A 22,733-nucleotide genomic window follows, 5' to 3' on the forward strand; every position below is an offset into this window, starting at 1 on the left:
TCTCCAGCCGAGGAGCGTCCCCATCGTGAGCATGTCCGAGCAGTCCCGCGAAACGGCCGGCGGCGCGCCGCCGGCCCCGTCCGCCGCGCCCCCTTCGGATTCCGGGCCGCGCTCCCCCGCGGTCGACGGGCCGGCCGCCGACCTGCGCGCGATGACCCCGATGTCCCCCGTGGGCAGGCTGGCCGCGACGGTGGACCGGCTCAGCCGCGAGGTGCGCGCCGCCCAGGCGGAGGCCGAGGGCCGGGCCCTGATCGAGCTGGCCAAGGGCATCCTGGTCGCCCGGCTCGGGTGCGGCCCGGCGCAGGCCGCCCGGCAGCTCGCGGAGCTGGCCGACCAGTCGCAGGTGACCCCGCTGGAATTCGCGGTCGACGTCATCAACCAGGCCGCCCGTGACCGCATGTCGGAGGTGACCGACGCGTTCCTCACCGCCACCTCCGCCGCGCAGAGCACCGACGACGAGGAGGGCACGGCCGACGCGGACGCGGAAGCGGCGGCCGAGTCGGCCGCCGTGCGCCTGCGGGCGGCCGAGAGCGGCGCACTCGCCGCGGACGACACCCAGGCCGTCGCCGACGCCCTGCTGGAGCAGGCCCTGCGCCCGCTCGGCGCGGCCGCCGTGGCCATCTGGGCGGCCGGGTACGACGGGTCGCTCACGCTGGCCGGCAGCGCGGGTTTCTCCGCGGCCGAGGCCACCCGCTGGCGGTACGTGCCGCCGGACGTGGCGACGGTGGCCCGGTGCGGTCTGACCGAGCGCACGGGCCAGTGGATCACCTCCCTGGCCACGACCGGCCTGCCCAGCGTGGGCCGGCACCAGTACCCGGACGGCGGCAGGGCCGCCGTGCCCGCCGGTACCGGGGGCCGCATCCACGGTGTACTGGAGATCGCCTGGCCGGAGCCGCTGGCCCCGCAGCCGCCCCAGGTGGTGCGCCAGGTGGAGGCCCTGGCGGAGCTGTGCGCGCACACGCTGGAGTCGTACACGCCCTCGCACGGCACCGGGCAGGAGCCGCGGGTCGTGCCGGACGCGGTGGAGCTGATGGACCTGGCCGACGGGCTGTACGACCCGGCGCTGGTCCTGGTGCCCCATCTGGACGCCGACGGCCACCTGGCGGACTTCCGCATCCAGCACGTGAACAAGCGCTTCCTGGACCCCGCCGGGCGACCGCGCGCCGTCGTGGGCGGCGCGCTGCTGCTGGAGGCCTACCCGATGGCCGCCGGGGACAGCGAGCTGTTCCAGAACGTGGAGCGGGTGTACGCCACCGGTGAGCCGTTCCGGGCCCGGCGCATGAACCTGACCGCCCTGGTGGACCAGGTACCGCTGTCGGCGATCGCGGACATCAGCGTCAGCCGGCACGGCAACGCCGTCCTGCTGATCTGGCGCATCGAGGACGAGACGGCCCGGCTGGCCAGCCTCCTCCAGCACGCCCAGCGCCTCGGCCGCATCGGCGGCTTCGAGGAGAACCTGCTGACCGGCGAGATCACCTGGAACGGCCAGCTGTTCGACCTGTACGGGCGCCCGCAGACGAGCATCCCGGTGCCGCTGGAGGAGCTGGCGGCGCACGCCCACCCGGACGACGCCGTGACCATCGGCCGGTTCCTGCGCACGCTGATGCACCACCGGCGGCCGGCGTCGGCGGCGTTCCGGCTGCAGCGGCCCGACAGGGTCACCCGGCACGTGCGGGTGGTGGCCGAACCGGTCCTGGACACCGACGACCGCCTGCTCGTCGTACGGGGCGCCTATCAGGACATCTCGGCCCAGCACTGGACCGAGGTGGCGCTCGCCGCGACGCGCGACCAGCTGGCGCACACCGAACAGCAGGCCATCGAACGCAACCGGCTGACGCTGCAGCTGCAGCACGCCATCATGCCGCCGACGCGCAACCCGCTGAAGGTGCCGGACCTCCAGGTGGCCGTCCGGTACCGGCCCGCGGAGACGGAACAGCTGGTGGGCGGCGACTGGTACGACGCCGTGATGCTGCCGAACGGGCTGGTGCTGCTGTGCGTGGGGGACGTGGCCGGGCACGGCATAGAGGCCGCGACCAGCATGGTGGTACTGCGCAACGCGCTGCGCGGCCTCGCGGTGACCGGTGCCGGGCCGGGGCAGCTGCTGTCCTGGCTCAACATCGTGGCGCACCACCTGACCGGCGGGGTCACGGCCACGGCGGTGTGCGGCCTGTACGACCCGGCCCGGCGGACGCTGCGCTGGGCCAGGGCGGGGCATCTGCCCCCGGTGCTGGTCCGGGGCGCGGCGGCCCAGCCGCTGCCGCTGGTCAAGGGGATGCTGCTGGGCGCGGTGGCCGAGGCGGCGTACGAGGAGGACGAGGTGCAGCTGGCCGGCGAGGACACCCTGCTGATGTACACCGACGGTCTGGTCGAGCGCCGCGACCGCTCGGTGGAGGAGTCGCTGGCCCAGCTGCTCAGCACGGTCCGCACGGCGCCGAACACCCTCGACCAGCACCTGGACCGGCTGCTCACCTACAGCAGGTCGGACACGGACGACGACACGTGTCTCGTGGGCATCAGGGTCGGGTGACGGAAGGTGACCGGTCACGGTCCCGGCCGGACGGGTGTGACACTCCGATTCGGGGGTAGCCGCGGTGCGCGGTGGGACATGACGTCCCACCGCTCCGGCCGCTTTGTTGGAGGTACACGTGCCCATAGCCCAGAACCCGCTGTCCGTCGAGGTGACGCTGCCGCGGGAGGAGGTGGCGCTGCTCAAGGTGGAGGGCTACCTGGACGTCGACACCGCGACCGAGTTCCAGCACCATCTGGCCAACCAGCTGCACCACGGCCGGCGGCACTTCCTGCTGGACCTGTCGGAGGTTCCGTTCATGGACTCCTCCGGCATGAACATCATTCTGCGGGTCTACCAGGAGGCCCGCGAGCTGCCGGGCAGTGTGCACATCATCTCGCCGGCCCCGGCGGTGCGGCGGGTCCTGGACCTGACGGGCGTCAGTATCACCGTGCCGGTCTCCGAGAGCGTCGACGAGGCGCTCTCGCGCGTCGACGCGCACCCGGAGGGGCCGCAGGTACCGGACGCCTGAATCCCGGTTGCCGCCGCTCATCCGGGATCAGGTGTCGTACGTGGTCGGCGGGTGGATACAGTTGTCGCCCGGCAGGATCACATCGCCGTCACGCTGCCTGCGGGTTCGGTGCGACGCAACGTGGATGAGGAGTGGAACAGGTGCCGGAACAGGCCGAGGGAACAGCGGGATCGCCGACGCACGAGGTCAGGGACTTCCTGCGACGCCGCCGTGAGCAGATCGCCCAACGATGGGCGGACGAGGCCTTGTTCCGGGCCGTGTTCACCGTGTCCCGCGACGAGGCCGTCGAGGCGGGCAAGGCCGTGGTGGACGCGCTGGCCCAAGTCGCGGACGCGGCACGGGTGGAGGACCCGGACGCCGCCGGATTCACGACGGTGCGCGAGCAGTTGGCGAGGATGGGTGCGGCCCGCTCCCGCGCCGGCCTGAGCACGGCGCAGGTGTCGAGCGAACTGGCCGCCCTGCGCCAGCCGGTCGAGAACCTGCTGCTGTCCGATCTGCCGGACACCTCTGCCGAGGACGCCCGGGCCTGTGTCACCACGCTGACCGTGCTGATGGGCACCCTGCGGGTCGTGGTCATGCAGACGGCGCTCAGCGAGGGGCAGGCGCTCATCGACCGGCAGCGGCTGCAGCTGATGGAGGTGGCCACCCCCGTCATCAAGCTGTGGGACGGCATCGTGGCCGTTCCGCTGATCGGGACGCTGGACAGCGCCCGCAGCCAGGTCGTCATGGAGACGCTGCTGGAATCCATCGTGGAGCAGCAGGCGCGCTACGCGATCCTGGACATCACCGGGGTCCCGACCGTCGACTCGCTGGTCGCCCAGCACCTGATGAAGACGGTCGCGGCGGCCCGGCTGATGGGCGCCGAGTGCATCGTCTCCGGCATCCGGCCCGCGATCGCGCAGACCATGGTCCACCTCGGTCTGGACCTGGGCACCGTGGTCACCCGGGCGAGCCTCGCCGACGCCCTCGGGTACGTCCTGCACCAGCTCGGGGTCGGCATCGTGAACCCCGTGGTGAACGGACCGGTCGCGCGGTGAGCGAGGCATTCCCGGGACCCCACGGGGGTCCCGTGACGGGTCATGTTCCGGTGCTCCGGCTCGGCGAGGTGCTGCTGGTCACCCTCCAGGGGGACCTGCACGACAGCACGGCGCAGCAGCTCCAGCAGGACCTCGCCGAGACCATCTCCCGCAGCGGTGCGACGGGAGTGATCATCGACATCTCCGGGGTGGAGATCGTCGATTCCTTCCTCGGCCGGATCCTGGCCGAGATCGCCGGCCAGACCGAGCTCCTGGCCGCCCGGACGGTGGTCGTCGGCATGCGCCCGGCGGTCGCCATCACCCTGGTGGAGCTGGGTCTGTCGTTGCCCGGGGTGCACACCGCGCTCAGTACCGAGGTGGCCATGGAGCTGCTGACGCGGCACGCCCCGTCGTCCCGCTACGGCGGCCTGCGCCAGGAGAGTCCGTGATGCACACTGCCGCGGGCGCCCAGGCCCGCCTGCCGATCCGTTCGGACATGGATCTGGTGTGGGTACGTCAGCACGTGCGGCAGACGGCCGCCCAGCTCGGCTTCGGTCTGGTGGACCAGACGAAGCTGGTCACGGCGGCCAGTGAACTGGCTCGCAACACGCTCGTGTACGGCGGCGGCGGAACGATGGAGACGGAGTCCCTCGCCGAGGCGGGCGTGCAGGGGCTGCGGCTGACCTTCCGCGACGAGGGACCGGGCATCGCGGACCTTGAGCAGGCGCTGAGCGACGGCTTCACCTCGGGCGGCGGCCTGGGCATGGGCCTGGGCGGCGCGCGGCGCCTGGTGCACGACTTCACGATCGAGAGCAACCCGGGCGCGGGCACCACCGTGCGGGTGACCTCCTGGGTGGGCCGGCCGCCCCGGCCACGCGAGGAGTCCTGATGCCACGCGTGTGGGAGGTACCGGTGCACGACTCGACGCGGGTGCGCGACGCCCGCGTGGCCGCGGAGCACGCGGCGGCCCTGGCCGGGCTGGACCAGCAGCGCACCGCCGCGGCGGCGCTGGTGGCGACCGAGCTGGCGACCAACCTCCTCAAGCACGCCGGGGGCGGCCAGGTCCTCATCGACGTCGTCGCCCCGCCGGTCCTCGCGGCCGGCCGGGACCGGGCCACGCTGGTGCAGGTCGCCACGGTCGACCACGGTCCCGGGATCGCCGACGTGTCCGTCGCCCTGCGCGACGGTTTCACCACGACGCAGTCCCTCGGTGCGGGGCTGGGCACCTGCGCGCGCCTCGCCGACGACTTCGACCTGCACAGCGTCCCGGGCCGGGGGACGGTCGTGGTCGCCCGGGTCGGTGCCGTGCTCGACCGCCCCGTCACCGACCCGGGTCCGGCCGCCCGGGTGCGGGCCGGTGCCGTGAACGTCCCGTTCGGCGGCGCCGAGTACTCGGGCGACGCCTGGGCCTGGGCCCGGGACGGGGACCGGGTCACGCTGATGCTGGCCGACGGGCTGGGCCACGGCCCGGAGGCGGCCCGTGCCTCGACCGCGGCCGTGGAGGCACTGCGCAGCGCGGCCCACCTGTCGCCGGCCGAGGCGCTGCGGCGGCTCGACAAGGCGCTGACCGGCACCCGCGGCGCGGCCGTGGCGGTGGCCCAGGTCGACACGCGTGCCGCGGTGCTCAGGTTCGCCGGGGTCGGCAACATCGGGGCGCGGCTGTGCGAGGGCGGCACCTGGCGGCACCTGGTCTCCCGGCCCGGCATCATCGGCACCCACCGGCCCACCACCCTGCGCGAGGAGGAGAGGGCCTGGACGGACGACCGGGTGCTGGTCCTGCACAGCGACGGCCTGCCGAGCCGCTGGGCTCCGACGGCCGACACCTGCCGCACGGCGACCGACCCGGCGGTGACGGCCGCCGTGACCGTCCGTGACGCCAGCAGCTCGGCCCGCCCGGTGCGGGACGACACCGCAGTCGCCGTACTGACCACGACCCCGTCGGACCGCCCATGACCCGTACCTGGCAGATCACCGACGTCACCGACGCGGCGCGGGCCCGTATCGCCACCGCGCGCCTCGCCGCGGCCTACGGTGTGCCGCCGCTGGAGCGCACGCGACTGGTGGCCTCGCTCGGCACGCAGCTGCGGCTGTGCCTGGCCAAGGGCGGCACCTGGCGGCTCACGCTGGAGACGGGCACGGCCTCCCCCGTGACGCCGGAGGCCGGGGCGAGCGTGCTGCACGCCGTGGTGGCACCGGCGCGCGACACCGCCACCGCCGGCCAGCCCCCGTGGCGGGTCACGGTGCCCTGTCCCGAGGCCGTGCCCGGCGTCGGCGCCGACGCCGCCGTGGACGATCCGGCCGTGCTGGCGGAGGCCCTGCTGGGCGCCGACGAGGACACCGCGCTGGTGCTGGACAGGCTCAGCGAGCAGGAGCACCTGGTCGACTTCCACCGGGAGGAGCTGCAGCAGACCAATCAGGGCGTGGTGGCGCTGCACGCCGAGCTGGACGCCGCCGGGCGGGCGCAGCGGGAGGCGTTCGCCGCCGAACGCAAGGCGCGCACGGAGGCGGAGAACGCCCGGCGCAGGCTGACCTTCCTGGCGGACGCGAGCGCGGTGCTGACGGCCTCGCTCGACCACCACGAGATCGTGCGCCGGCTGCCGGAGCTGCTGGTGCCGGAGTACGCCGCGAGTGTCGACGTCTGGCTCTTCGAGCAGGACGGCGAACGGCCGGGCCCGGCCCATCCGGCCGCCGCCGTGGTCGCCGCCCGCACCGGGCGGCCGCAGTACGCCGCCGCGCACCCGGGCGGTCTGTCCGGTGTCGACGACCAGCCGCCGTCGGCGCTCGAACCGGAGCGGCCCCTGCTGTGCGTCCCGCTGCCGACGCGGCAGGCGCCCCTGGGCGTGGTGACCCTGTCGCCGCCCGGGGAACGCTGGGATCCCGACGACGCCGTGATGCTGATCGAACTGACCCGGCGGGCGAGTACCGCGATCGACCACGCGCAGCGCTACCAGCACAACCGCGACATCGCCGAGACGCTGCAGCGGGCACTGCTCACGGAACTGCCGGCCCCGCCGGGACTCGCCCTGGCCGCGCGCTATCTGCCCGCCACCCACGGGCTGAACATCGGCGGCGACTGGTACGACGCCTTCCGTCAGCCCGACGGCGGCACCATCGCCGTGGTCGGCGACGTGACCGGGCACGGGCTGCGCGCAGCCGTGATGATGAGCCAGCTGCGGACCGCGCTGCGAGCCTACGCCGTCGACGGCGGCAGCCCCGGCCGGCTGCTGACCCGGCTGCACATCTTCCTGCACCACCTCCAGCCCGACCTGTTCGCCACGGCCGTCATCGCGCGTTTCCACCCCGACGACCCCACTCTGACGTGGGCCGCCGCCGGTCATCCGCCGCCGGTGCTGCGTACCCCGGACGGGCGGGTCCAGACCCTGGACGCCAAACCCGGTGCGATGCTCGGCATCCCGCTGCGCCAGGAGATCGCCGACCACACGGTTCCGCTGGCGCCGGGTTCGACGCTCGCGCTGTACACGGACGGTCTGGTGGAGCGGCGTGCCCTGGGGATAGACCCGGGCATCGAGCGGCTCGCCGAGGCGCTCGGCTCGTTCGGCTCGGCCCGGCTGGAGGCGGACCTGGACGGTTCGGCGGACGGCATCCTGCGTCCCCTGCTGAGCGACTCGCAGCGCGACGACGACGTGTGCCTGCTGCTCTGCCACCTCCGCGGCTCCGGCTGAGGCCGGGGCACCGCCCCCCCCACGGGACGGTCCGCGTCCGTTCACACCCGTCCGTCCGATGCCTTCCGGGGCCGGCCGGGGCACGGTGACCGCCGGGGCGAGTCGCCTGCCTGCCGCACCCGGCTGGCCGATCCGGCGCGGGCGCGGTGGGATCGACGAGGTGCGAAGGAGCGATCCAGGGGCAGGCGAATGGCGTTCGCGGCAGACCGCCTGGAGCCGCAGAAAGGGATGAACACCGTGACACGACCCAGGATCCTGGTGGTCGGCGCAGGTTTCGCCGGCGTGGAGTGCGTCCGTCGTCTGGAGCGGAGGCTCGCCCCCGACGAGGCCGACGTCACCTTGGTGGCGCCGTTCTCCTACCAGCTCTATCTGCCGTTGCTGCCCCAGGTCGCCTCCGGGGTGCTGACGCCCCAGTCGATCGCGCTCTCCCTGCGCCGCAGCAGCAAGTACCGCACCCGGATCATCCCGGGCGGGGCGATCGGGGTGGACCTGAAGGCGAAGGTCTGCGTGGTGCGCACCATCACCGACCAGATCGTCAACGAGCCGTACGACTACATCGTGCTGGCCCCCGGCAGCATCACCCGCACGTTCGACATCCCGGGGCTCACCGACAACGCGTTCGGCATGAAGACCCTGGCGGAGGCCGCGTACGTCCGCGACCACGTCATCTCGCAGCTCGACCTCGCCGACGCCAGCCAGGACCCGGCGGAACGCGCCTCCCGGCTGCAGTTCGTGGTGGTCGGCGGCGGTTACGCCGGCACCGAGACCGCGGCCTGTCTGCAGCGGCTGACGCACGCGGCCGTCAAGCGCTACAACCGGCTCGACCCGAGCCTGATCAAGTGGCATCTGATCGACGTCGCACCGAAGCTGATGCCCGAACTGGGCGAGAAGCTCGGCCGGGACGCGCAGCGGATCCTCACGCGGCGCGGCATCGAGATCTCCCTGGGCGTGTCCATCGACAAGGCCGGGCCCGAGGAGGTCACCTTCACGGACGGCCGGGTGGTACCCACCCGCACGCTGATCTGGACCGCCGGGGTGGTGGCGAGCCCGCTCATCGCCACGCTCGGCGCGGAAACGGTCAAGGGACGGCTCGCGGTCACCGCCGAGATGTGCCTGCCGAACCACGACGGGGTGTTCGCGCTCGGCGACTCCGCGGCGGTGCCCGATCTCGCCAAGGGCCAGGAGGGCGCCGTCTGCCCGCCCACCGCCCAGCACGCCATGCGGCAGGGCCGGCACGTCGCCGAGAACCTCATCGCCACGCTCCGCAACCAGCCGATGCGGCCGTACGTCCACAAGGACCTGGGGCTCGTCGTCGACCTCGGCGGCGCCGACGCGGTCTCCAAGCCCCTCGGCATCGGGCTGAAGGGCCTGCCCGCCCAGGCCGTGGCCCGCGGCTACCACTGGTCGGCGCTGCGCACGGGCGTGGCCAAGGCCCGGGTGGCGACCAACTGGGCGCTGAACGCGGTCGCCGGCGACGACTTCGTCCGCACCGGTTTCCAGGCCCGCAAGCCGGCCAAGCTGAAGGACTTCGAGTACACCGACGCCTATCTGACGCCGGAACAGGTGCGGGAGCACGTCGGTGGGATGAGCCGGGTGGAGTGACCCTGCGGCCGGGGCCGGTCCGCGGCATGGCATGCTGAGAAGTGGATCTCGGCGTGAACCGGCCGGGACCCGGCTGTGAATGGCCGGAAAGAGGCTGTGGATCGGGAGAGTGTACGGCGGCGTGAAGGCAGCGGGGCGCTCGGCGCGGACACGGCTGCGGGACCGCGTCGCCGCGTCCGACCCGGGGCTGCTGCGACTGACGGCGGGGCTGCGCACGGTGGGCGCCATCGCGCTGGCGCTGGCCGTGCTCGCCGTCTTCGACGCGGACGTCACCCATCTGGTGGCGGGCGCCATGACGGCGATGGTCGCCACCTTCGCCATCCGGGAGAAGGAGCCCGGCCCGCAGGCCGTCACCCTGGCGCTGGGGCTGCCCGTCGCCCTGGCCGCGGTGTCGACCGCCTCACTGCTGTCCTCACGGGTCGTCGTCGGTGACGCGTTCTTCGTCGTCCTGATCTTCTGCGCCGTCTTCGTCCGCAGGTTCGGCGACCGCGGTACGGCCCTGGGGTTGATCGGCTTCCAGGTCTACTTCGTCTCCCTGTTCGTCGGCGCGAAGGTGTCGGTGCTGCCGGGACTGCTGAGTGCCATCGCGGTGGCGTTCGTGTCCAGCGCGGTGGTGCGGTTCGCGGTGGTGCCGGCGACGCCGGCGGGCGTCCTCCAGCGGCTGCGGCAGGCGTTCCGGGCCCGGCTGGCCCAGCTGATCGCGACGCAGGCCGAACTGCTGGACGCCGGACCGGACGAGATCGAGAAGACGCTGGAACGCCTGCGGTCCGGCACCGCGCGGTTGCACGAGACGGCCCTGATGATCCAGTCCCGGCTGGAGGAGGGCACCCCGGACGAGCCCACGGCGCGGCTGGTGCAGCGGCGCGTCGCGGACGCCGAGATCGCCGCCGAGCGGCTGGGTCTGCTGCTGCTGACCGCGCGCAGCGCCGAGCGGGCGGACACCCTGACCCTGCACCTGCCGGGGGCGCCGGCGCCCGCGGTGGGCCGCTCACCGGCGCCCGGCGAGGCCACGGAGATCCTGCGCCGCGACCTGGCGGCGCTGCGCACCCTGGTGCTGCGGCCGCCCGCCGAGGCGCGCGGCACCGCGCTGTCCCTTCTGCGCAACCGGCTCCTCGGTTACCGCGACGAGGAGAACCTCCCCGAGGCGACCCCGGCCGTCCAGGACGTGTTCCGCGGCCTCGGCGAGAGCGCGCGTGCGGTCATGGGCCTGCGGATCGCCCTGGACGGGCCGCAGGACGAGTCGGACGACACCCCCGCGACGACCCGTTCCCGGGAGGAGCTGGACGCCGAGGACGCGGCCATCGACGCCGGAGAGGAGGCCGTGGCGAAGGAGGAGCCGACCGGTTTGCGGCGGCCCACCACGCGTGCCGCGGTACAGGTCGCCGTGGGGTCCTCGCTCGCCATCGCCGGCGGGGAGCTGCTGTCCTCCCAGCGCTGGTACTGGGCGGTCCTCACCTGCTGGATCGTCTTCATCAACACCGCGTCCACCGGCGAGATCCTGGTCAAGGGCTACCGGCGCCTGCTGGGTACCGTCCTGGGCGTCGTGGCGGGCATCGTGCTGGCCGGTCTGGTCGGCAACCACACGTGGACCGCGTTCGCCCTGGTGCTGCTGCTCATCTTCGCGATGTTCTACACGGCGCCGCTGTCGTACACCCTGATGTCCTTCTTCGTCACCGCGATGCTCGGGCTGCTGTACACCCTGCTGCACACCTACAGCCTGTCGGTGCTGCTGCTGCGCATCGAGGAGACGGCGCTCGGCGCGGCCTGCGGGATCGTCGCGGCGGCGCTGGTGCTGCCGATTCGCACCGATCGCCGTACGAACGAGCTGCTCGGCACGGTGCTGGAGCGGCTGACCGACGTGACCGAGGGCGCCGTCGACCAGCTCAGCGGCGGCGCGGCGGCCGATCTGCTGGACACGGCGCGGGAGCTGGACCAGGCACTGGGTGACCTGCGGGCCGCCACCCAGCCGCTCACGCATCCGATCACGCCGTTGCGGGCCCGGCGCGACACGGCCCGGTACGTGGTGGCGCTGCTGGAAACCTGCGCCTATCACGCCCGGTCCCTGGCGGCGACGGCCGAGCTGCTGCCGACCCATCCCTCGATCGCCGCCGATCCCCGGCTGCGCGGGGCGGTACGGCGCACGGTGCGCAACATCGGGGCGATCGCCGCGCGCGTCGCCGACGACGGCGCGCGGACGGAGGTGGAGACCGGGCCGAGCATCGCGTCGCTGCTGGAACCGGACGCCGCCGGGGTGCCGCGGTACGGCCGCATCACCGGCCGGGTACTGCGGCACCTGGAGCGCCTGGACGAGGCGGTGACGGGTCTCGCCCGACCGCTGGACGTGCCCGTCAGGGCGCCGCGGCGGTGAGGGTCAGAAGTCGCTGGGCAGACCGCTGGCCTCGGCGATGCCGCGCAGTTCCTCGTTCTGCCGGTGCCGTTCCTTGAGGTAGTCGGCTATCTCCTCGAGGCGTTCGGGGTCGGAGGCGGTGGTCGCGTCGGTGACGACCCGGACGGGTCCGGTCTCGTCGGTGTCGATCTCGACGACCTCGTTGTCCAGCCGGCCCGTGACCGCGGTGGCGATGACCAGGGCGGCCTCGTCCCTGATCTCCTGGGGCAGTGCCTCGGCGTTGTCCCCGTCCAGGGAGAAGTCGATGGTGGGCATCTGGTGCTCGTCGATCGCCTGGAGGACGGGTTCCACCACGCTGAGCAGGAGCTGGTAGGCGTCGGTCTCCATGCGAACGCGCAGGAGGTCGAGGTAGACGTCCACGGGACGTCCGTCCGGCGGAGGAATCTCGTGTTCGTTCATTCGCCCCGTGTTCCCCGTGCGGGGCGGCTCAGACCCTGCGCCACCGCGCGAGGGCGAAGGAGAACACGCCGAACAGCACCAGGCCTGCGGCGACGCAGACCAGCAGCCAGGGTCCGAGCGGGGTCTCGGCGAAGGAGCGCAGGGTGTCGTCCAGTCCCTTGGCCTCGTCGGGCCGGTAGTCGACGGCGGACCGCACGGCGAAGGCTCCCGCCGCGGCGAAGACGAGGCCGCGCGCCACCCCGCCCCCGACGCCGGTGACGTCGACCAGCCGTCGGGCCCGCGGGCTCAGCTCCCCGAGCTTCAGCTTCTTGTGGTAGTTGCGGCGCAGCGCCTGTACGGCGATCACGACTCCGGCGATCACCACGGCGACGCCGGCCAGGCCCACGAGCCACTGCCCGGCGGGCATCTCCATCACCCTGGAGGTGACGTCCCGGGACTGCCGGTCGCTGGACCCGCTGTCGCCGGAGCCCGCCGCGAAGGCCAGGACGGAGTACGCGACGAACGTGTAGAACACGCACCGGGCGGCGGCCGGCAGCCGCTTCTTCGCCGTGTGGCCGTCCTTGCCGGTGACGCCGAAGAGCGCCTGTGACAGCCGCCAGAGCGCCATGCCCACCAGCCCGGCACCCAGCGCCCACAGCAGCACGGCGCCGAAGGGCTTGTCCGACAGCTCGGCCAGGGCACCGCCCCGGTCCGCCTGGCGGTTCCCGGTGCCGAAGGCGATCTGCAGGGCCAGGATGCCGACCAGCAGGTAGATGACGCCGCGGGCGGTGAGTCCCGCGCGTGCGGCCCCCTCGGCGGTCGACCCCTTCGCCGCCCGGCGGGCCCGGCCCCGGCCCGTACGCCCCAGAACGTTCGTGTTCATCTGCACATCCCCTCCCGGACTCCCGCATGCCCCGTCGCCCCGGGCACACACCCGGCTGCCCGCACACCGCCGTACGGTGTGCGGGCAGCCGGGCCGCCGCTGCGTTCCCCGCCCCGCGTCAGTCCGCCACCGGTGCGGGCCCGGCGCACACGGGCGCCGGGGCCGGGGCGGCCGCGAGCTGGTGCCGTGCCGCCTCCAGGGCCTGCCGCACGTCCCGCGTGCCGGTCGACACGCACAGCGTGTACGCCAGGTCCCGGGCCCGGGGGCCGGGTCCGCCCGTGTCGTCGGCGGGTTCGCAGGCTGCTGCCGCCTCGTACGCGTCGACGAGTCCGCGCAGCACCGCGGGGTCGGGCATCAGCATCCGTCCCGTTCCTCCCGCGCTCGGTTCTCGGCCGCTCACCGGCGCACCGGCCGGCCGCTGCCCCGGTGGCCCGCCCGCTGTCCCATCGCCTCGTCGCGCACCCGGGCGCAGCTGCGGCTGATGAGCCGTGAGACGTGCATCTGCGAGATGCCGAGACGATCGGCTATCCGGCTCTGCGTCATGTCCTCGAAGAAGCGCATGTAGAGGATGGCCCGCTCCCGCTCGGGCAGCCTGCGCAGCCCTTCCTTGGCGGACTCCCGGTCGATGACGGTCTCGTACGACCCGTCCGCGGTGCCGAGGGTGTCCGCGAGGCTGTAGCCGTCGTCGCCGGCCGAGAGTTCCGCGTCCAGCGACAGGGTGCTGAAGCTCTCCAGCGCCTCCATCCCGGCGCTGACCTCGTCCTCGGTCAGCCCGGTGTGGGCGGCGAGGGCGGCCACCGACGGTTCGGGGCTGCCGGGGCTCTGAGTGAGCTCGCGCCGGGCGACCCGCACCTTGTTGCGCAGTTCCTGGACCCGGCGGGGCACCCGCAGGGCCCACATCCGGTCCCGGAAGTGGCGCTTGACCTCACCGGTGATGGTGGGCACGGCGTAGCTCTCGAAGGCTCCCCGCTCCGGGTCGAAGCGGTCGATGGCCTTCACCAGGCCGAGCGCCGCGACCTGGCGCAGGTCTTCGATGGACTCTCCGCGGTCCCGGAACCGGCCGGCGATCCGGTGGGCCATGGGCAGCCAGGCGGTGACGAGTTCGTCCCGGACCGCGTCGCGTTCCGGCCCGTCCTCCAGCTCCGCGAGCCGTGCGAAGCGGGCCATGGTGTCGGGCGCGTCGTCGTGCCGGCGGCGGGTGGCGGCGGTCTCGGTGGTTCCGGGGCGGACAGTGGATGTTTCGATGAGCATGCGGATCGCTCCTGAACGGTGGTCTCAGGGGAACATTCCGCGGGAACGGTGCTTTCCGGGTGACCTCACCCGGAGGGCCCACGCAGCCATACCGCTCCCGCTGCTGCGCCTCCGGTCCGAAGCACGAACTTGCGACTGCCCCCACCCCGGGGGAACAAACTCCGCTTTTCGAAATGTACTCAGGACAGCGGAACGACCACGGTGATGCACTTGCCTCCCGCGGGAAGATCTGCCACGCGTACGTCGCACGCGAGCCGGCAGACGATCGGCCAGCCCCGGCCGCCGACGCGGCGGCGTCCCTGGGCATCGGTCCGCGGCACGGCCACCGGCAGGTCGTGACTGCGGTCGCACACCGACAGGCGTACGCCTGGTCCGACGACGTCGACCCGGAAGTCGGTGATGCCCCCGCCGTGCAGGATCGCGTTGGTGGTCAGTTCCGAGGCGACCAGCACGGCGTCCGACAGGGCGGCGGCGTCGCACGCCGCGTGGCCGTCGGTGCCGCAGCACTCGGTGACGACGCGTTCGACGGTCCTGCGCGCCTCGGCGGGTTTGCACGGCCGGAACCGTCGGTGCCGGTCCGCGTCGTACCGCTCGACGACGGGTTCGGTCGTGTGCCTGTCACACATCCGTGGGCTCCCTGGTCGGTGGGTCGTACCGGGTCCGGCCGGCCCCACGCGCTGTGTGCCGTGTGGCCTGGTCACTGTCGGCTCACCTCTGTCGGTGGGGCCAAACCTCCGGCCCTTCTTACGGCTCAACGGCCATCCCCGCGGCCCACGGGGGTATGCGGAAGGCATGACGGATGTTGTGGATTCGGACGAACTGCTGCGCCGCATGCACCGTGCGAGGGCCTGCGCGGTGGAACAGGAGCGGAGCTGGCGGGCGCGGAGCGAGGAACTGCGGCCGACCGACCCGGAGGGCTCCCGGGAGGCCGCGGTGCGGACGGTGGCGTACGAGGCCGTCCTGCGGGTGCTGGACGAGGTGCTGACCCCGGGCCGCAACGGGCGGTGACGGACCGCGGGGCGGATCGCCCGGGTGGTCGCCGGGAGAGCGGGTCGGCAGGGCGGCCGGCCACACCCGGCCGCCCGTACGGGCGGCCGAGCCGGTGCTACGGGTTCCGCGCGGTGGTCCGGACTCCGGGACGTTCCCACCGGACCCGAGCGGTCCGGCGCGGGAGACGGTCGGGACCGTCGCGGACAGCGGTGGAGGAGTCCGTGCCGTGCCGACGGGACGGCACGGAGGGTCGGGTCGCCGGCGGGAGCCGCAGGTGAAACGGGTCACGTGACCGGGTTCCGGTTGCATGGAACCCCGAGAGATGGTTTAACGTTCATCCATACGTGGCGACGAAGTCGACCCCGAGCGTCCTTCGTACGTCACCGCTTCACGGCCCTGGCTGGCTCCCCCCGTCCAGCCAGGGCTTTTTCACGCCCTCGCGCCTTCGACCCCGGTTCCGGCACCGAATCCGTACCGGATCCGCCGTCCCGCCGAGGTGCCCGGGAAGCCGACAGCGACTGAAATGGACATAGGGAAAGCCCCGGAACCGAAGCGTCGGCGAGGAGCCCCGTGCCATGACCAAAGCGACCAAACTGCTGACCGCCCTCCCCCAGCCCCAGCGCGGGCGGCTCACGGCACTCGCCCGGGAGGTCTCCTTCCCCGAGGACGTTCGGATCTTCGAGGCGGGCGGCAGGGCCGACCGGTTCTGGGTGGTCCGTTCCGGCGCGGTGTCCCTGACCCAGCAGGTGACGTCCCTGCAACGGGTCACGGTCGCCAGCCTCGGCGCGGGCGACCTGCTCGGCTGGTCCTGGCTGTTCCCGCCCTACGAGTGGGACTTCGGCGCCGAGGCCTTCAGCCCGGTGCGCGCCTACGAGTTCGAGGCGTCCGCGGTGCTCGACCTGTGCGAGGAGGATCCCCGGCTCGGCATCGTGCTGGTGCGCTCGGTCGCCGAGATCCTCGCGCACCGGCTGGAGACCACCAGAGGACGGCTCATGGAGCACTACGCGCTGCACGGGCGCGGGTCCCTGTGAGGCGCCCTCGGAACCGGCGACGGTGACGCGCCGGCAGCACGGCCGCCGGCCGAGGGGCCTTCACGGCGGAGAGTCCGCCGTCCGGGACAAGGCGGGCGACGGAGGCGTCGCGGACCGCTCGCGGCGCCGTCCCGGGCCGGGGAGCCGGTGACGTCGTGGATCCGCGCGGGCGCGGCGACGGCGGTGCGCCCGCTGCCGGCGGCCGGGCCGGGCAGGCTCAGGCCCCGGTGACGAGGGTGATCCCGAGAACGACCATGGTGGCGGCGACCAGTCCGTCGAGGACCCGCCAGGCCGCGGGCCGGGCCAGGAAGCGGCCGAGGTGGCGGGCGCCGAAGCCGAGCGCGGCGAACCAGCACAGGCTGGCGGCCGCGGCGCCCGCGCCGAAGGTCCAGCGCAGCGCTCCCCGGTCGGCGGCGACCGAGCCCAGCAGGAGGACGGTGTCGAGGTAGACGTGCGGGTTGAGCCAGGTGAGGGCCAGGCAGGTGAGAACGGCCCGGCGGCGCGATCCGGCCGCGTCACCGTCCGCCCGCAGCGCGCCGGCCGGCCGGAAGACGCGCCGGGCGGCCAGGGCGCCGTAACAGAGCAGGAACGCACCGCCGATCCAGCCGACCGCCGTCAGCGCGCCCGGCCGGGCCACCACCACCGCGCCGACCCCGGCGACCCCGAGGGCGATGAGCAGGGCGTCGGACAGCGCGCAGATGCCGACCACGGCGAGGACCGCGTGGCGGCGGACGCCCTGGCGCAGGACGAAGGCGTTCTGGGCACCGATGGCGACGATGAGCGAGAGACCGGTGCCGAAGCCGGCGGCCGTGGCGGTGAGGGCGTTGGACATGCCTACGGACGCTAAGCGAATGATAACCGGACGTACAGCTAAAGATTCTTACGTATCATTAGCGACCGTGATGACACCGGAGGCGACGGGATCGGCGGGGGCGTTCGCGGACTTGCCGCTCGAACAGGTGCGCACCCTGCTGGCCGTGGTGGACGAGGGCACGTTCGACGCGGCGGCCGCGGCGCTGCACGTGACGCCGTCGGCGGTCAGCCAGCGGGTGAAGGCGCTGGAGCAGCGCACCGGCCGGGTGCTGCTGCTGCGTACCAAGCCGGTGCGGGCGACGGATTCCGGCGCGGTGCTGGTACGCCTCGCCCGCCAGATGATCCGGCTGGAGCGGGACGCGTACGCCGAGTTGGGGCTGAGCGGGGCCGGAGAGCCGACGCGGGTCTCGGTGGCGGTCAACGCCGACTCCCTCGCGACCTGGTTCCTGGGCGCCCTCACCCGGGTGCCCCCGGAGCCGCGGCTCTGTTTCGAACTGCGCCGCGAGGACGAGGACCACACCGCGGCCCTGCTGCGCGAGGGCGTGGTGATGGCGGCGGTGACCTCGTCGCCCGACCCCGTCCCCGGCTGCACCGTCCAGCGCCTGGGCCGGATGCGGTACCTCCCGTGCGCCGAACCCGGTTTCGCCGCGCGGCACTTGGACGGGCCGCTGCGGCAGTCGCTCGGCGAGGCACCGGTGGTGGTCTTCGACCGGCGGGACGACTTCCAGGACGGCTTCGCGCGCCGGTTCGGCCACGACGGCGCGAGTGCCGTGCGGCACCACGTCCCGACCTCGGAGGGGTTCGCCGAGGCGGTCGCCGCGGGGCTGGGCTGGGGCATGGTGCCCGAACCGCAGGCGCGACCGCTGCTGCGTTCGGGGCGACTTGTCGCCTTCGCCCCGGATCTGCCGGTGGACGTCTCGCTGTACTGGCAGCAGTGGAGACTCGACTCCCCGGCGCTGGCCACCGTGGCCGGCGCGGTGGTGTCGGCGGCGGCCCGGGCGCTGCGGAAGTAGGCGCGCGGCACGACTGATGGCACACAGCCGGTTTCACTCCGGTACCGACAGGTCACCCGGAACGGGGTAAGGCAATCAGGGCGCGAACGAGACCGATCGCAGGTGACTTTGATGGACAACTGGCGAGAGTACGCCGCGTGCCGTACGGAGGACCCCGACCTGTTCTTCCCGATCGGCACCACCGGCCCGGCCGCTTTGCAGACCGAGCAGGCCAAGACCGTCTGCCGGGGCTGCCCGGTGCAGGAGCAGTGTCTGCGGTGGGCACTCGACACGGGGCAGACCATCGGCGTCTGGGGCGGGACGAGCGAACTGGAACGCCGTGCGCTCAAGCGGCGCGAGTCCGCGCGCAGGCGCTCCGGCTGACTTCCGCCACGGCCCGGTCGCCGCGGCGGCCGGCCGTGGGCCGACGTCGAACGCCCGGCGTCCGTCGGCCCACGACGGCGGGACCCCTGGCAGGACCGGCCTGAACGTGCGGGTGAGCGGGCGGAGGGGAGCCGCCGGCGTGACGCGTCCGCGGCTCAGGCGGTCTGCCGCGCCGCGGCCCGGCCCGCCGCCCGCCCGGAGAACAGGCAGCCGCCGAGGAACGTCCCCTCCAGCGCGTTGTAGCCGTGCACTCCGCCGCCACCGAAGCCGGCCACCTCACCGGCCGCGTACAGGCCCGCGATCGGCGTGCCGTCGGCCCCCAGGGCGCGGGAGTCCAGGTCGGTCTGGATGCCGCCGAGGGTCTTGCGGGTGAGGACGTGCAGCTTGACGCCGATCAGCGGGCCCGCCGCCGGGTCGAGGATGCGGTGCGGGGTGGCGACCCGGCCGAGCCGGTCACCGATGTAGCGGCGGGCGTTGCGGATGCCCTGGACCTGGGCGTCCTTGGCGTACGGGTTCGCCATCTGGAGGTCGCGGGCCTCGATCTGGCGCCGGATGCCGGCGGCCTCCAGGAGCGGTGCGTCGGTCAACCGGTTCATCTTCTCGACCAGTTGTTCCAGGTTCGGTGCCGTCACGAAGTCGGCGCCGTTGCGCAGGAAGGCGTCCACCGGTCCCGGCGCTCCCTTGCCGAGGACGCGTTCGCGCAGGAACCCGGCGCGGTCCTTGGCGGTGATGTCGGGGTTCTGCTCGGAGCCGGAGAGCGCGAACTCCTTCTCGACGATCTTCTGGGTCAGGATGAACCAGGAGTGGTCGTGGCCCGCCAGGTCGTCGGCCGTGCGCAGGTGCCGCAGCGTGCCGAGGGTGTCGTAGCCGGGCAGGCACGGCTCGGGCAGGCGGCGGCCGAGGGCGTCGAACCACATGGAGGACGGCCCGGGCAGGATGCGGATGCCGTGGCCGGGCCAGATGGGGTCCCAGTTGCGCAGGCCCTCGGTGTAGTGCCACATCCGGTCGCGGTTGACCAGGCGTACGCCCGCCTCGGCGCTGATGTCGAGCATCCGTCCGTCGACGTAGGCGGGAACGCCGGTGACCATCTCGGCGGGCGGTGTTCCCAGGCGCTCGGGCCAGTGGCGTCGGACGGTGTCGTGGTCCGCGCCGATGCCCCCGGAGGTGACGATCACGGCCTGGGCGGTGAGGCTGAACGCGCCGGTCTCCTCGCGGTTGGACGCGGCGCCCCGGGGCGAGGAGTCCTCGGCGAGGATCGTGCCGCGCACCCCGCGCGCGGCGCCGCCCTCGACGACCAGGTGGTCGACGCGGTGGCGGTGGTGGAAGGTGAGCAGCCCGTCGCGCGCGGCCTGCTCCGCGTACCGTACGAAGGGCTCGACGACGCCCGTGCCGGTGCCCCAGGCGATGTGGAAGCGGGGCACGGAGTTGCCGTGCCCGGCGGCCCTGAGGTCACCGCGCTCGGCCCAGCCGACGGTGGGCAGGAAGCTGATGCCGTGGCCGGCCAGCCAGGACCGCTTCTCCCCCGCCGCCCACTCGACGTACGCCCGGGCCCAGCGCACCGCCCAGGAGTCCTCGTCCTCTATCCGGTCGAAGCCCGCGCTGCCCTGCCAGTCGTTCCAGGCCAGGTCGAGGGAGTCCTTGACGCCCAGACGGCGCTGCTCCGGGGAGTCGACGAGGAAGAGGCCGCCGAAGGACCAGAAGGCCTGCCCGCCGAGGTTGGCGGCGTTCTCCTGGTCGACGAGGGCGACCCGCCGCCCCCGGCTGGTCAGTTCGTGCGCCGCGACCAGGCCCGCCAGGCCCGCTCCGACCACGATGACGTCGGCATCCATGGCGACCGTCCCTTCCTGTTTCCGTGCGTGCGATGGGGAGTTCAAGGGGATCCGTGCGCAGCGCCGAGGGCTCGCGGGGGCGCCGCCGCCCTCGGTGAGCCGCTGCCCTCGGTGAGCAGTGCGGTGAGCAGCCGTCCCAGCCAGGCGCGGGCGTGCCCGGTGTCCCGGTCCAGGAGCAGTTGGGTGGTGACTCCGTCGTACGCGGCGACCACGGCCTGTGCGGCGCCGTCGACGTCGCCCAGCACGGCCGGCAGGGCCGTGTGCCCGCGGGCCCGGGCGAGCCGGCCGGCGATCGCGCGCCTGAGCCGCGCCCGGTGTTCCAGCAGGGTGCGTGCCACGGCCGGGTCGCGGGCGGCGTGCGCCAGGAAGTCCGTCTTCACCAGGAGCCAGTCCCGGTCCAGGAGCAGCACCTCGGTGACGCGGTCCACCGCGGCGGGCACGTCCAGGTCCGGCCCGTCCTGGGCCAGGGCGTCGGACACCTGGTCCGCGATCAGGTCGGCCCGTTGGCGGTAGAGGGCGAAGAACAGCTCGTCGAGGCTGTCGAAGTTCGAGTAGAAGGCGCCCCGGCTGTACCCGGCCGCGTCGCAGACCTCCTCGATCGAGACCCGGCCGAACCCCTTGGCCGCGAACACCGTGAACGCCGCCCCCAGCAGGTCCGCGCGGGTACGCGCGCGCCTCCTGGTCACGCGCCCGGTGGTCGCCCTCGCCGCCATGTCCGGCCCCTCCTCCCGCTCGATACGCGAAGGTATCCGATACATCGGCGTATCCACAGCCCCGCGCCATATGTAGAACACATTTTCGAATGAGGGGTACGCTGGTGCCATGACCACGCACCTCCAGGGCTCGCTCTTCGACCAGGCCGACGAGGCCCGGCTCGGCCCGCTGGACGCGGTGCGCCGCACCCGCCTCGGCGCCGGGGCCTGGATCGACCTGCTTCCCGGCTGGCTGAGCGGCGCCGACGCGCTGTTCCAGCGACTGGCCGCCGAGGTCCCGTGGCGAGCGGAGCGGCGCGCCATGTACGACCAGGTGGTGGCCGTTCCCCGGCTGCTCGCGTTCTACGGCGCGGGCGACGCGCTGCCGCATCCGCTGCTCACCGAGGCGCGTGACGCGCTGTCCGCGTACTACGCCGAGGAGCTGGGCGAACCGTTCACCACCGCCGGGCTGTGCCACTACCGCGACGGCCGGGACAGCGTCGCCTGGCACGGCGACCGGACCGGGCGGGGGGCGCGCCGGGACACGATGGTCGCCATCCTCTCGGTCGGCGCGCCCCGGGACCTGCTGCTGCGCCCGGCGGGCGGAGGCGGCGACACGGTGCGCCGGCCGCTCGGCCACGGCGACCTGATCGTGATGGGCGGCTCCTGCCAGCGCACCTGGGAGCACTGCGTCCCCAAGAGCGCCCGCGCCGCCGGGCCCCGCATCAGCGTCCAGTTCCGCCCGCACGGCGTGCGCTGAGCCGTCCTGCGCCGCCCTGCCCGGAAACCCTCCACCGCCGCCCGGACCGGAAGCCCCTCCCCCAGCCGCGGCTCTCCCACCCGGGGCTCCCCCACACCGGGCGGGAAGGGAAGGGCCCGCGCCCGGCCGCCCGCGCCCGGGCGGGGCTCCGCGCAGCGGCACCCCCCGCTGCGGCCCGCTCTCCCGACGTGCTTGTCTGGTGCCGCCGGAACCGGACGAGCGGAACGCGGGACGATCATGCGGGCACGGGTACGACACGTCGGGGACGGCACCTACCTGGTGCACGGCTCCCACACCAACTGGGTGATCCTGACGGAGGGGGACGCCGTCACGCTGGTCGACACGGGCTATCCCGGCGACCGCGCGCAGCTCCTCGCCTCGCTGCGGGAGGTGGGCAGTGCGCCGGAGGCGGTCGTGGCCGTGCTGATCACCCACGCCCACAGCGACCATCTGGGCTCGGCCCAGTACCTGCGCGCCGCCCACGGCACCCCGGTCCTCCTCCACCAGGCCGAAGTTCCCCACGCCCGGGGGGACTTCCTCCACCAGGTGTCGGTCGGCACGGTGCTGCGCAACGCCTGGCGGCCGGGCGTGCTGCCGTGGTCGGTGCACGTGCTCCGTTCCGGCGGTACCGGACGGCACCCGGTGGCCTCGCCGGAGCCCTTCCCCGCCGACGGCCCCCTCGACCTGCCCGGCCGGCCCGTGCCGGTGCACACCCCCGGGCACACCGACGGGCACTGCGCCTACCACCTCCCCGGCGCCGGGGTGGTGATCTCCGGCGACGCGCTGGTGAGCGGGCACGCCACCTCCCGGATCGAGGGCCCGCAGCTGCTGCCCGGCATGTTCCACCGCGACCGGGCACGCGCCGCGGCCTCCCTCGGCGTCCTCGCGGGGCTGGACGGCGACGTCCTGCTCCCGGGACACGGCCCCCTCCACCGCGGCCCGGTGGGGGAAGCCGCCCGACAGGCCCGGGAACGGGCGTTCTAG

23 protein-coding genes are annotated in these 22,733 nt (G+C 73.7%); 15 read left to right on the forward strand and 8 right to left on the reverse strand.

Going from position 1 to position 22,733, the window contains the following annotated elements; translation table 11 throughout:
• Positions 1-25: 25 nt before the first annotated feature.
• The 9 genes from ACVV2G_RS18170 (at position 26) to ACVV2G_RS18210 (ending at position 11,707) form a co-directional block, all read left to right on the forward strand.
• Positions 26-2,527, forward strand: a complete 2,502-nt coding sequence (locus ACVV2G_RS18170) for a SpoIIE family protein phosphatase (protein ID WP_453843761.1) — start codon at positions 26-28, stop codon at positions 2,525-2,527.
• Between the two features lie 118 nt (positions 2,528-2,645).
• Positions 2,646-3,038, forward strand: a complete 393-nt coding sequence (locus ACVV2G_RS18175; protein ID WP_453843762.1) for an STAS domain-containing protein — start codon at positions 2,646-2,648, stop codon at positions 3,036-3,038.
• 140 nt (positions 3,039-3,178) lie between these two features.
• Entirely contained in the window at positions 3,179-4,075 is an 897-nt protein-coding gene (locus ACVV2G_RS18180) for an STAS domain-containing protein (protein ID WP_453843763.1), read from the forward strand.
• Positions 4,072-4,503 carry an STAS domain-containing protein gene (locus ACVV2G_RS18185; protein WP_453843764.1) on the forward strand — a complete coding sequence of 144 codons (432 nt, stop codon included), beginning with the start codon at positions 4,072-4,074 and terminating at the stop codon, positions 4,501-4,503. Before ACVV2G_RS18180 ends, ACVV2G_RS18185 begins: the two co-directional genes overlap by 4 nt.
• Positions 4,503-4,943, forward strand: a complete 441-nt coding sequence (locus tag ACVV2G_RS18190) for an anti-sigma regulatory factor (protein ID WP_453843765.1) — start codon at positions 4,503-4,505, stop codon at positions 4,941-4,943. Before ACVV2G_RS18185 ends, ACVV2G_RS18190 begins: the two co-directional genes overlap by 1 nt.
• Positions 4,943-6,007 carry an ATP-binding SpoIIE family protein phosphatase gene (locus ACVV2G_RS18195; RefSeq protein WP_453843766.1) on the forward strand — a complete coding sequence of 355 codons (1,065 nt, stop codon included), beginning with the start codon at positions 4,943-4,945 and terminating at the stop codon, positions 6,005-6,007. The genes ACVV2G_RS18190 and ACVV2G_RS18195 overlap by 1 nt, the downstream gene beginning before the upstream one ends.
• Positions 6,004-7,737 carry a PP2C family protein-serine/threonine phosphatase gene (locus tag ACVV2G_RS18200; protein ID WP_453843767.1) on the forward strand — a complete coding sequence of 578 codons (1,734 nt, stop codon included), beginning with the start codon at positions 6,004-6,006 and terminating at the stop codon, positions 7,735-7,737. The genes ACVV2G_RS18195 and ACVV2G_RS18200 overlap by 4 nt, the downstream gene beginning before the upstream one ends.
• A gap of 228 nt (positions 7,738-7,965) precedes the next feature.
• Positions 7,966-9,339, forward strand: coding sequence for an NAD(P)/FAD-dependent oxidoreductase (locus tag ACVV2G_RS18205; RefSeq protein ID WP_453843768.1), 1,374 nt, complete (start codon positions 7,966-7,968; stop codon positions 9,337-9,339).
• Between the two features lie 121 nt (positions 9,340-9,460).
• Complete coding sequence (locus ACVV2G_RS18210) at positions 9,461-11,707, forward strand: FUSC family protein (protein WP_453843769.1); 2,247 nt, start codon at positions 9,461-9,463, stop codon at positions 11,705-11,707.
• A 3-nt stretch (positions 11,708-11,710) separates the two neighbouring features.
• Here ACVV2G_RS18210 and ACVV2G_RS18215 read toward each other — a convergent pair whose 3' ends face one another.
• The 5 genes from ACVV2G_RS18215 to ACVV2G_RS18235 form a co-directional block, all read right to left on the reverse strand.
• On the reverse strand, positions 11,711-12,145 hold the full coding sequence (locus ACVV2G_RS18215; RefSeq protein ID WP_453843770.1) for a hypothetical protein: 435 nt from the start codon (positions 12,143-12,145) through the stop codon (positions 11,711-11,713).
• Between the two features lie 28 nt (positions 12,146-12,173).
• On the reverse strand, positions 12,174-13,007 hold the full coding sequence (locus tag ACVV2G_RS18220) for a DUF1206 domain-containing protein (protein ID WP_453843771.1): 834 nt from the start codon (positions 13,005-13,007) through the stop codon (positions 12,174-12,176).
• 118 nt (positions 13,008-13,125) lie between these two features.
• A complete protein-coding gene (locus ACVV2G_RS18225) occupies positions 13,126-13,368 on the reverse strand; it encodes a DUF5133 domain-containing protein (RefSeq protein WP_453843772.1) in 243 nt (80 codons plus the stop codon).
• Between the two features lie 35 nt (positions 13,369-13,403).
• A complete protein-coding gene (locus ACVV2G_RS18230; RefSeq protein ID WP_453843773.1) occupies positions 13,404-14,258 on the reverse strand; it encodes a SigB/SigF/SigG family RNA polymerase sigma factor in 855 nt (284 codons plus the stop codon).
• Positions 14,259-14,437: 179 nt separating this feature from the next.
• Positions 14,438-14,884, reverse strand: coding sequence for an ATP-binding protein (locus ACVV2G_RS18235; protein ID WP_453843774.1), 447 nt, complete (start codon positions 14,882-14,884; stop codon positions 14,438-14,440).
• Positions 14,885-15,050: 166 nt separating this feature from the next.
• On the opposite strand from ACVV2G_RS18235, the gene ACVV2G_RS18240 reads away from it, so the two are divergent.
• Together ACVV2G_RS18240 and ACVV2G_RS18245 are read left to right on the forward strand one after the other, a co-directional pair.
• A complete protein-coding gene (locus tag ACVV2G_RS18240; protein WP_453843775.1) occupies positions 15,051-15,266 on the forward strand; it encodes a hypothetical protein in 216 nt (71 codons plus the stop codon).
• A gap of 557 nt (positions 15,267-15,823) precedes the next feature.
• Positions 15,824-16,279: a cyclic nucleotide-binding domain-containing protein gene (locus tag ACVV2G_RS18245; protein WP_453843776.1), complete on the forward strand. Its 456-nt coding sequence runs from the start codon at positions 15,824-15,826 to the stop codon at positions 16,277-16,279.
• Positions 16,280-16,496: 217 nt separating this feature from the next.
• Here the strand turns inward: ACVV2G_RS18245 and ACVV2G_RS18250 are convergent, their stop codons facing one another.
• A complete protein-coding gene (locus ACVV2G_RS18250; protein WP_453843777.1) occupies positions 16,497-17,111 on the reverse strand; it encodes a LysE/ArgO family amino acid transporter in 615 nt (204 codons plus the stop codon).
• Between the two features lie 70 nt (positions 17,112-17,181).
• On the opposite strand from ACVV2G_RS18250, the gene ACVV2G_RS18255 reads away from it, so the two are divergent.
• Entirely contained in the window at positions 17,182-18,105 is a 924-nt protein-coding gene (locus tag ACVV2G_RS18255) for a LysR family transcriptional regulator ArgP (protein WP_453843957.1), read from the forward strand.
• A 111-nt stretch (positions 18,106-18,216) separates the two neighbouring features.
• Entirely contained in the window at positions 18,217-18,468 is a 252-nt protein-coding gene (locus ACVV2G_RS18260; RefSeq protein WP_453843778.1) for a WhiB family transcriptional regulator, read from the forward strand.
• A gap of 155 nt (positions 18,469-18,623) precedes the next feature.
• On the opposite strand, the gene ACVV2G_RS18265 is transcribed toward ACVV2G_RS18260, so the two are convergent.
• Together ACVV2G_RS18265 and ACVV2G_RS18270 are read right to left on the reverse strand one after the other, a co-directional pair.
• Positions 18,624-20,297, reverse strand: a complete 1,674-nt coding sequence (locus ACVV2G_RS18265; protein WP_453843779.1) for an FAD-binding dehydrogenase — start codon at positions 20,295-20,297, stop codon at positions 18,624-18,626.
• 41 nt (positions 20,298-20,338) lie between these two features.
• The gene (locus ACVV2G_RS18270; RefSeq protein ID WP_453843780.1) at positions 20,339-21,010 is read right to left on the reverse strand and encodes a TetR/AcrR family transcriptional regulator; all 672 of its coding nucleotides are present in this window, start codon (positions 21,008-21,010) and stop codon (positions 20,339-20,341) included.
• 109 nt (positions 21,011-21,119) lie between these two features.
• Here ACVV2G_RS18270 and ACVV2G_RS18275 point away from each other — a divergent pair, with 109 nt between their 5' ends.
• Both ACVV2G_RS18275 and ACVV2G_RS18280 read left to right on the forward strand, forming a co-directional pair.
• Positions 21,120-21,749: an alpha-ketoglutarate-dependent dioxygenase AlkB gene (locus tag ACVV2G_RS18275; protein ID WP_453843781.1), complete on the forward strand. Its 630-nt coding sequence runs from the start codon at positions 21,120-21,122 to the stop codon at positions 21,747-21,749.
• Between the two features lie 237 nt (positions 21,750-21,986).
• Positions 21,987-22,733, forward strand: a complete 747-nt coding sequence (locus ACVV2G_RS18280; protein WP_453843782.1) for an MBL fold metallo-hydrolase — start codon at positions 21,987-21,989, stop codon at positions 22,731-22,733.

This window comes from Streptomyces sp. JK94, from assembly GCF_053613315.1.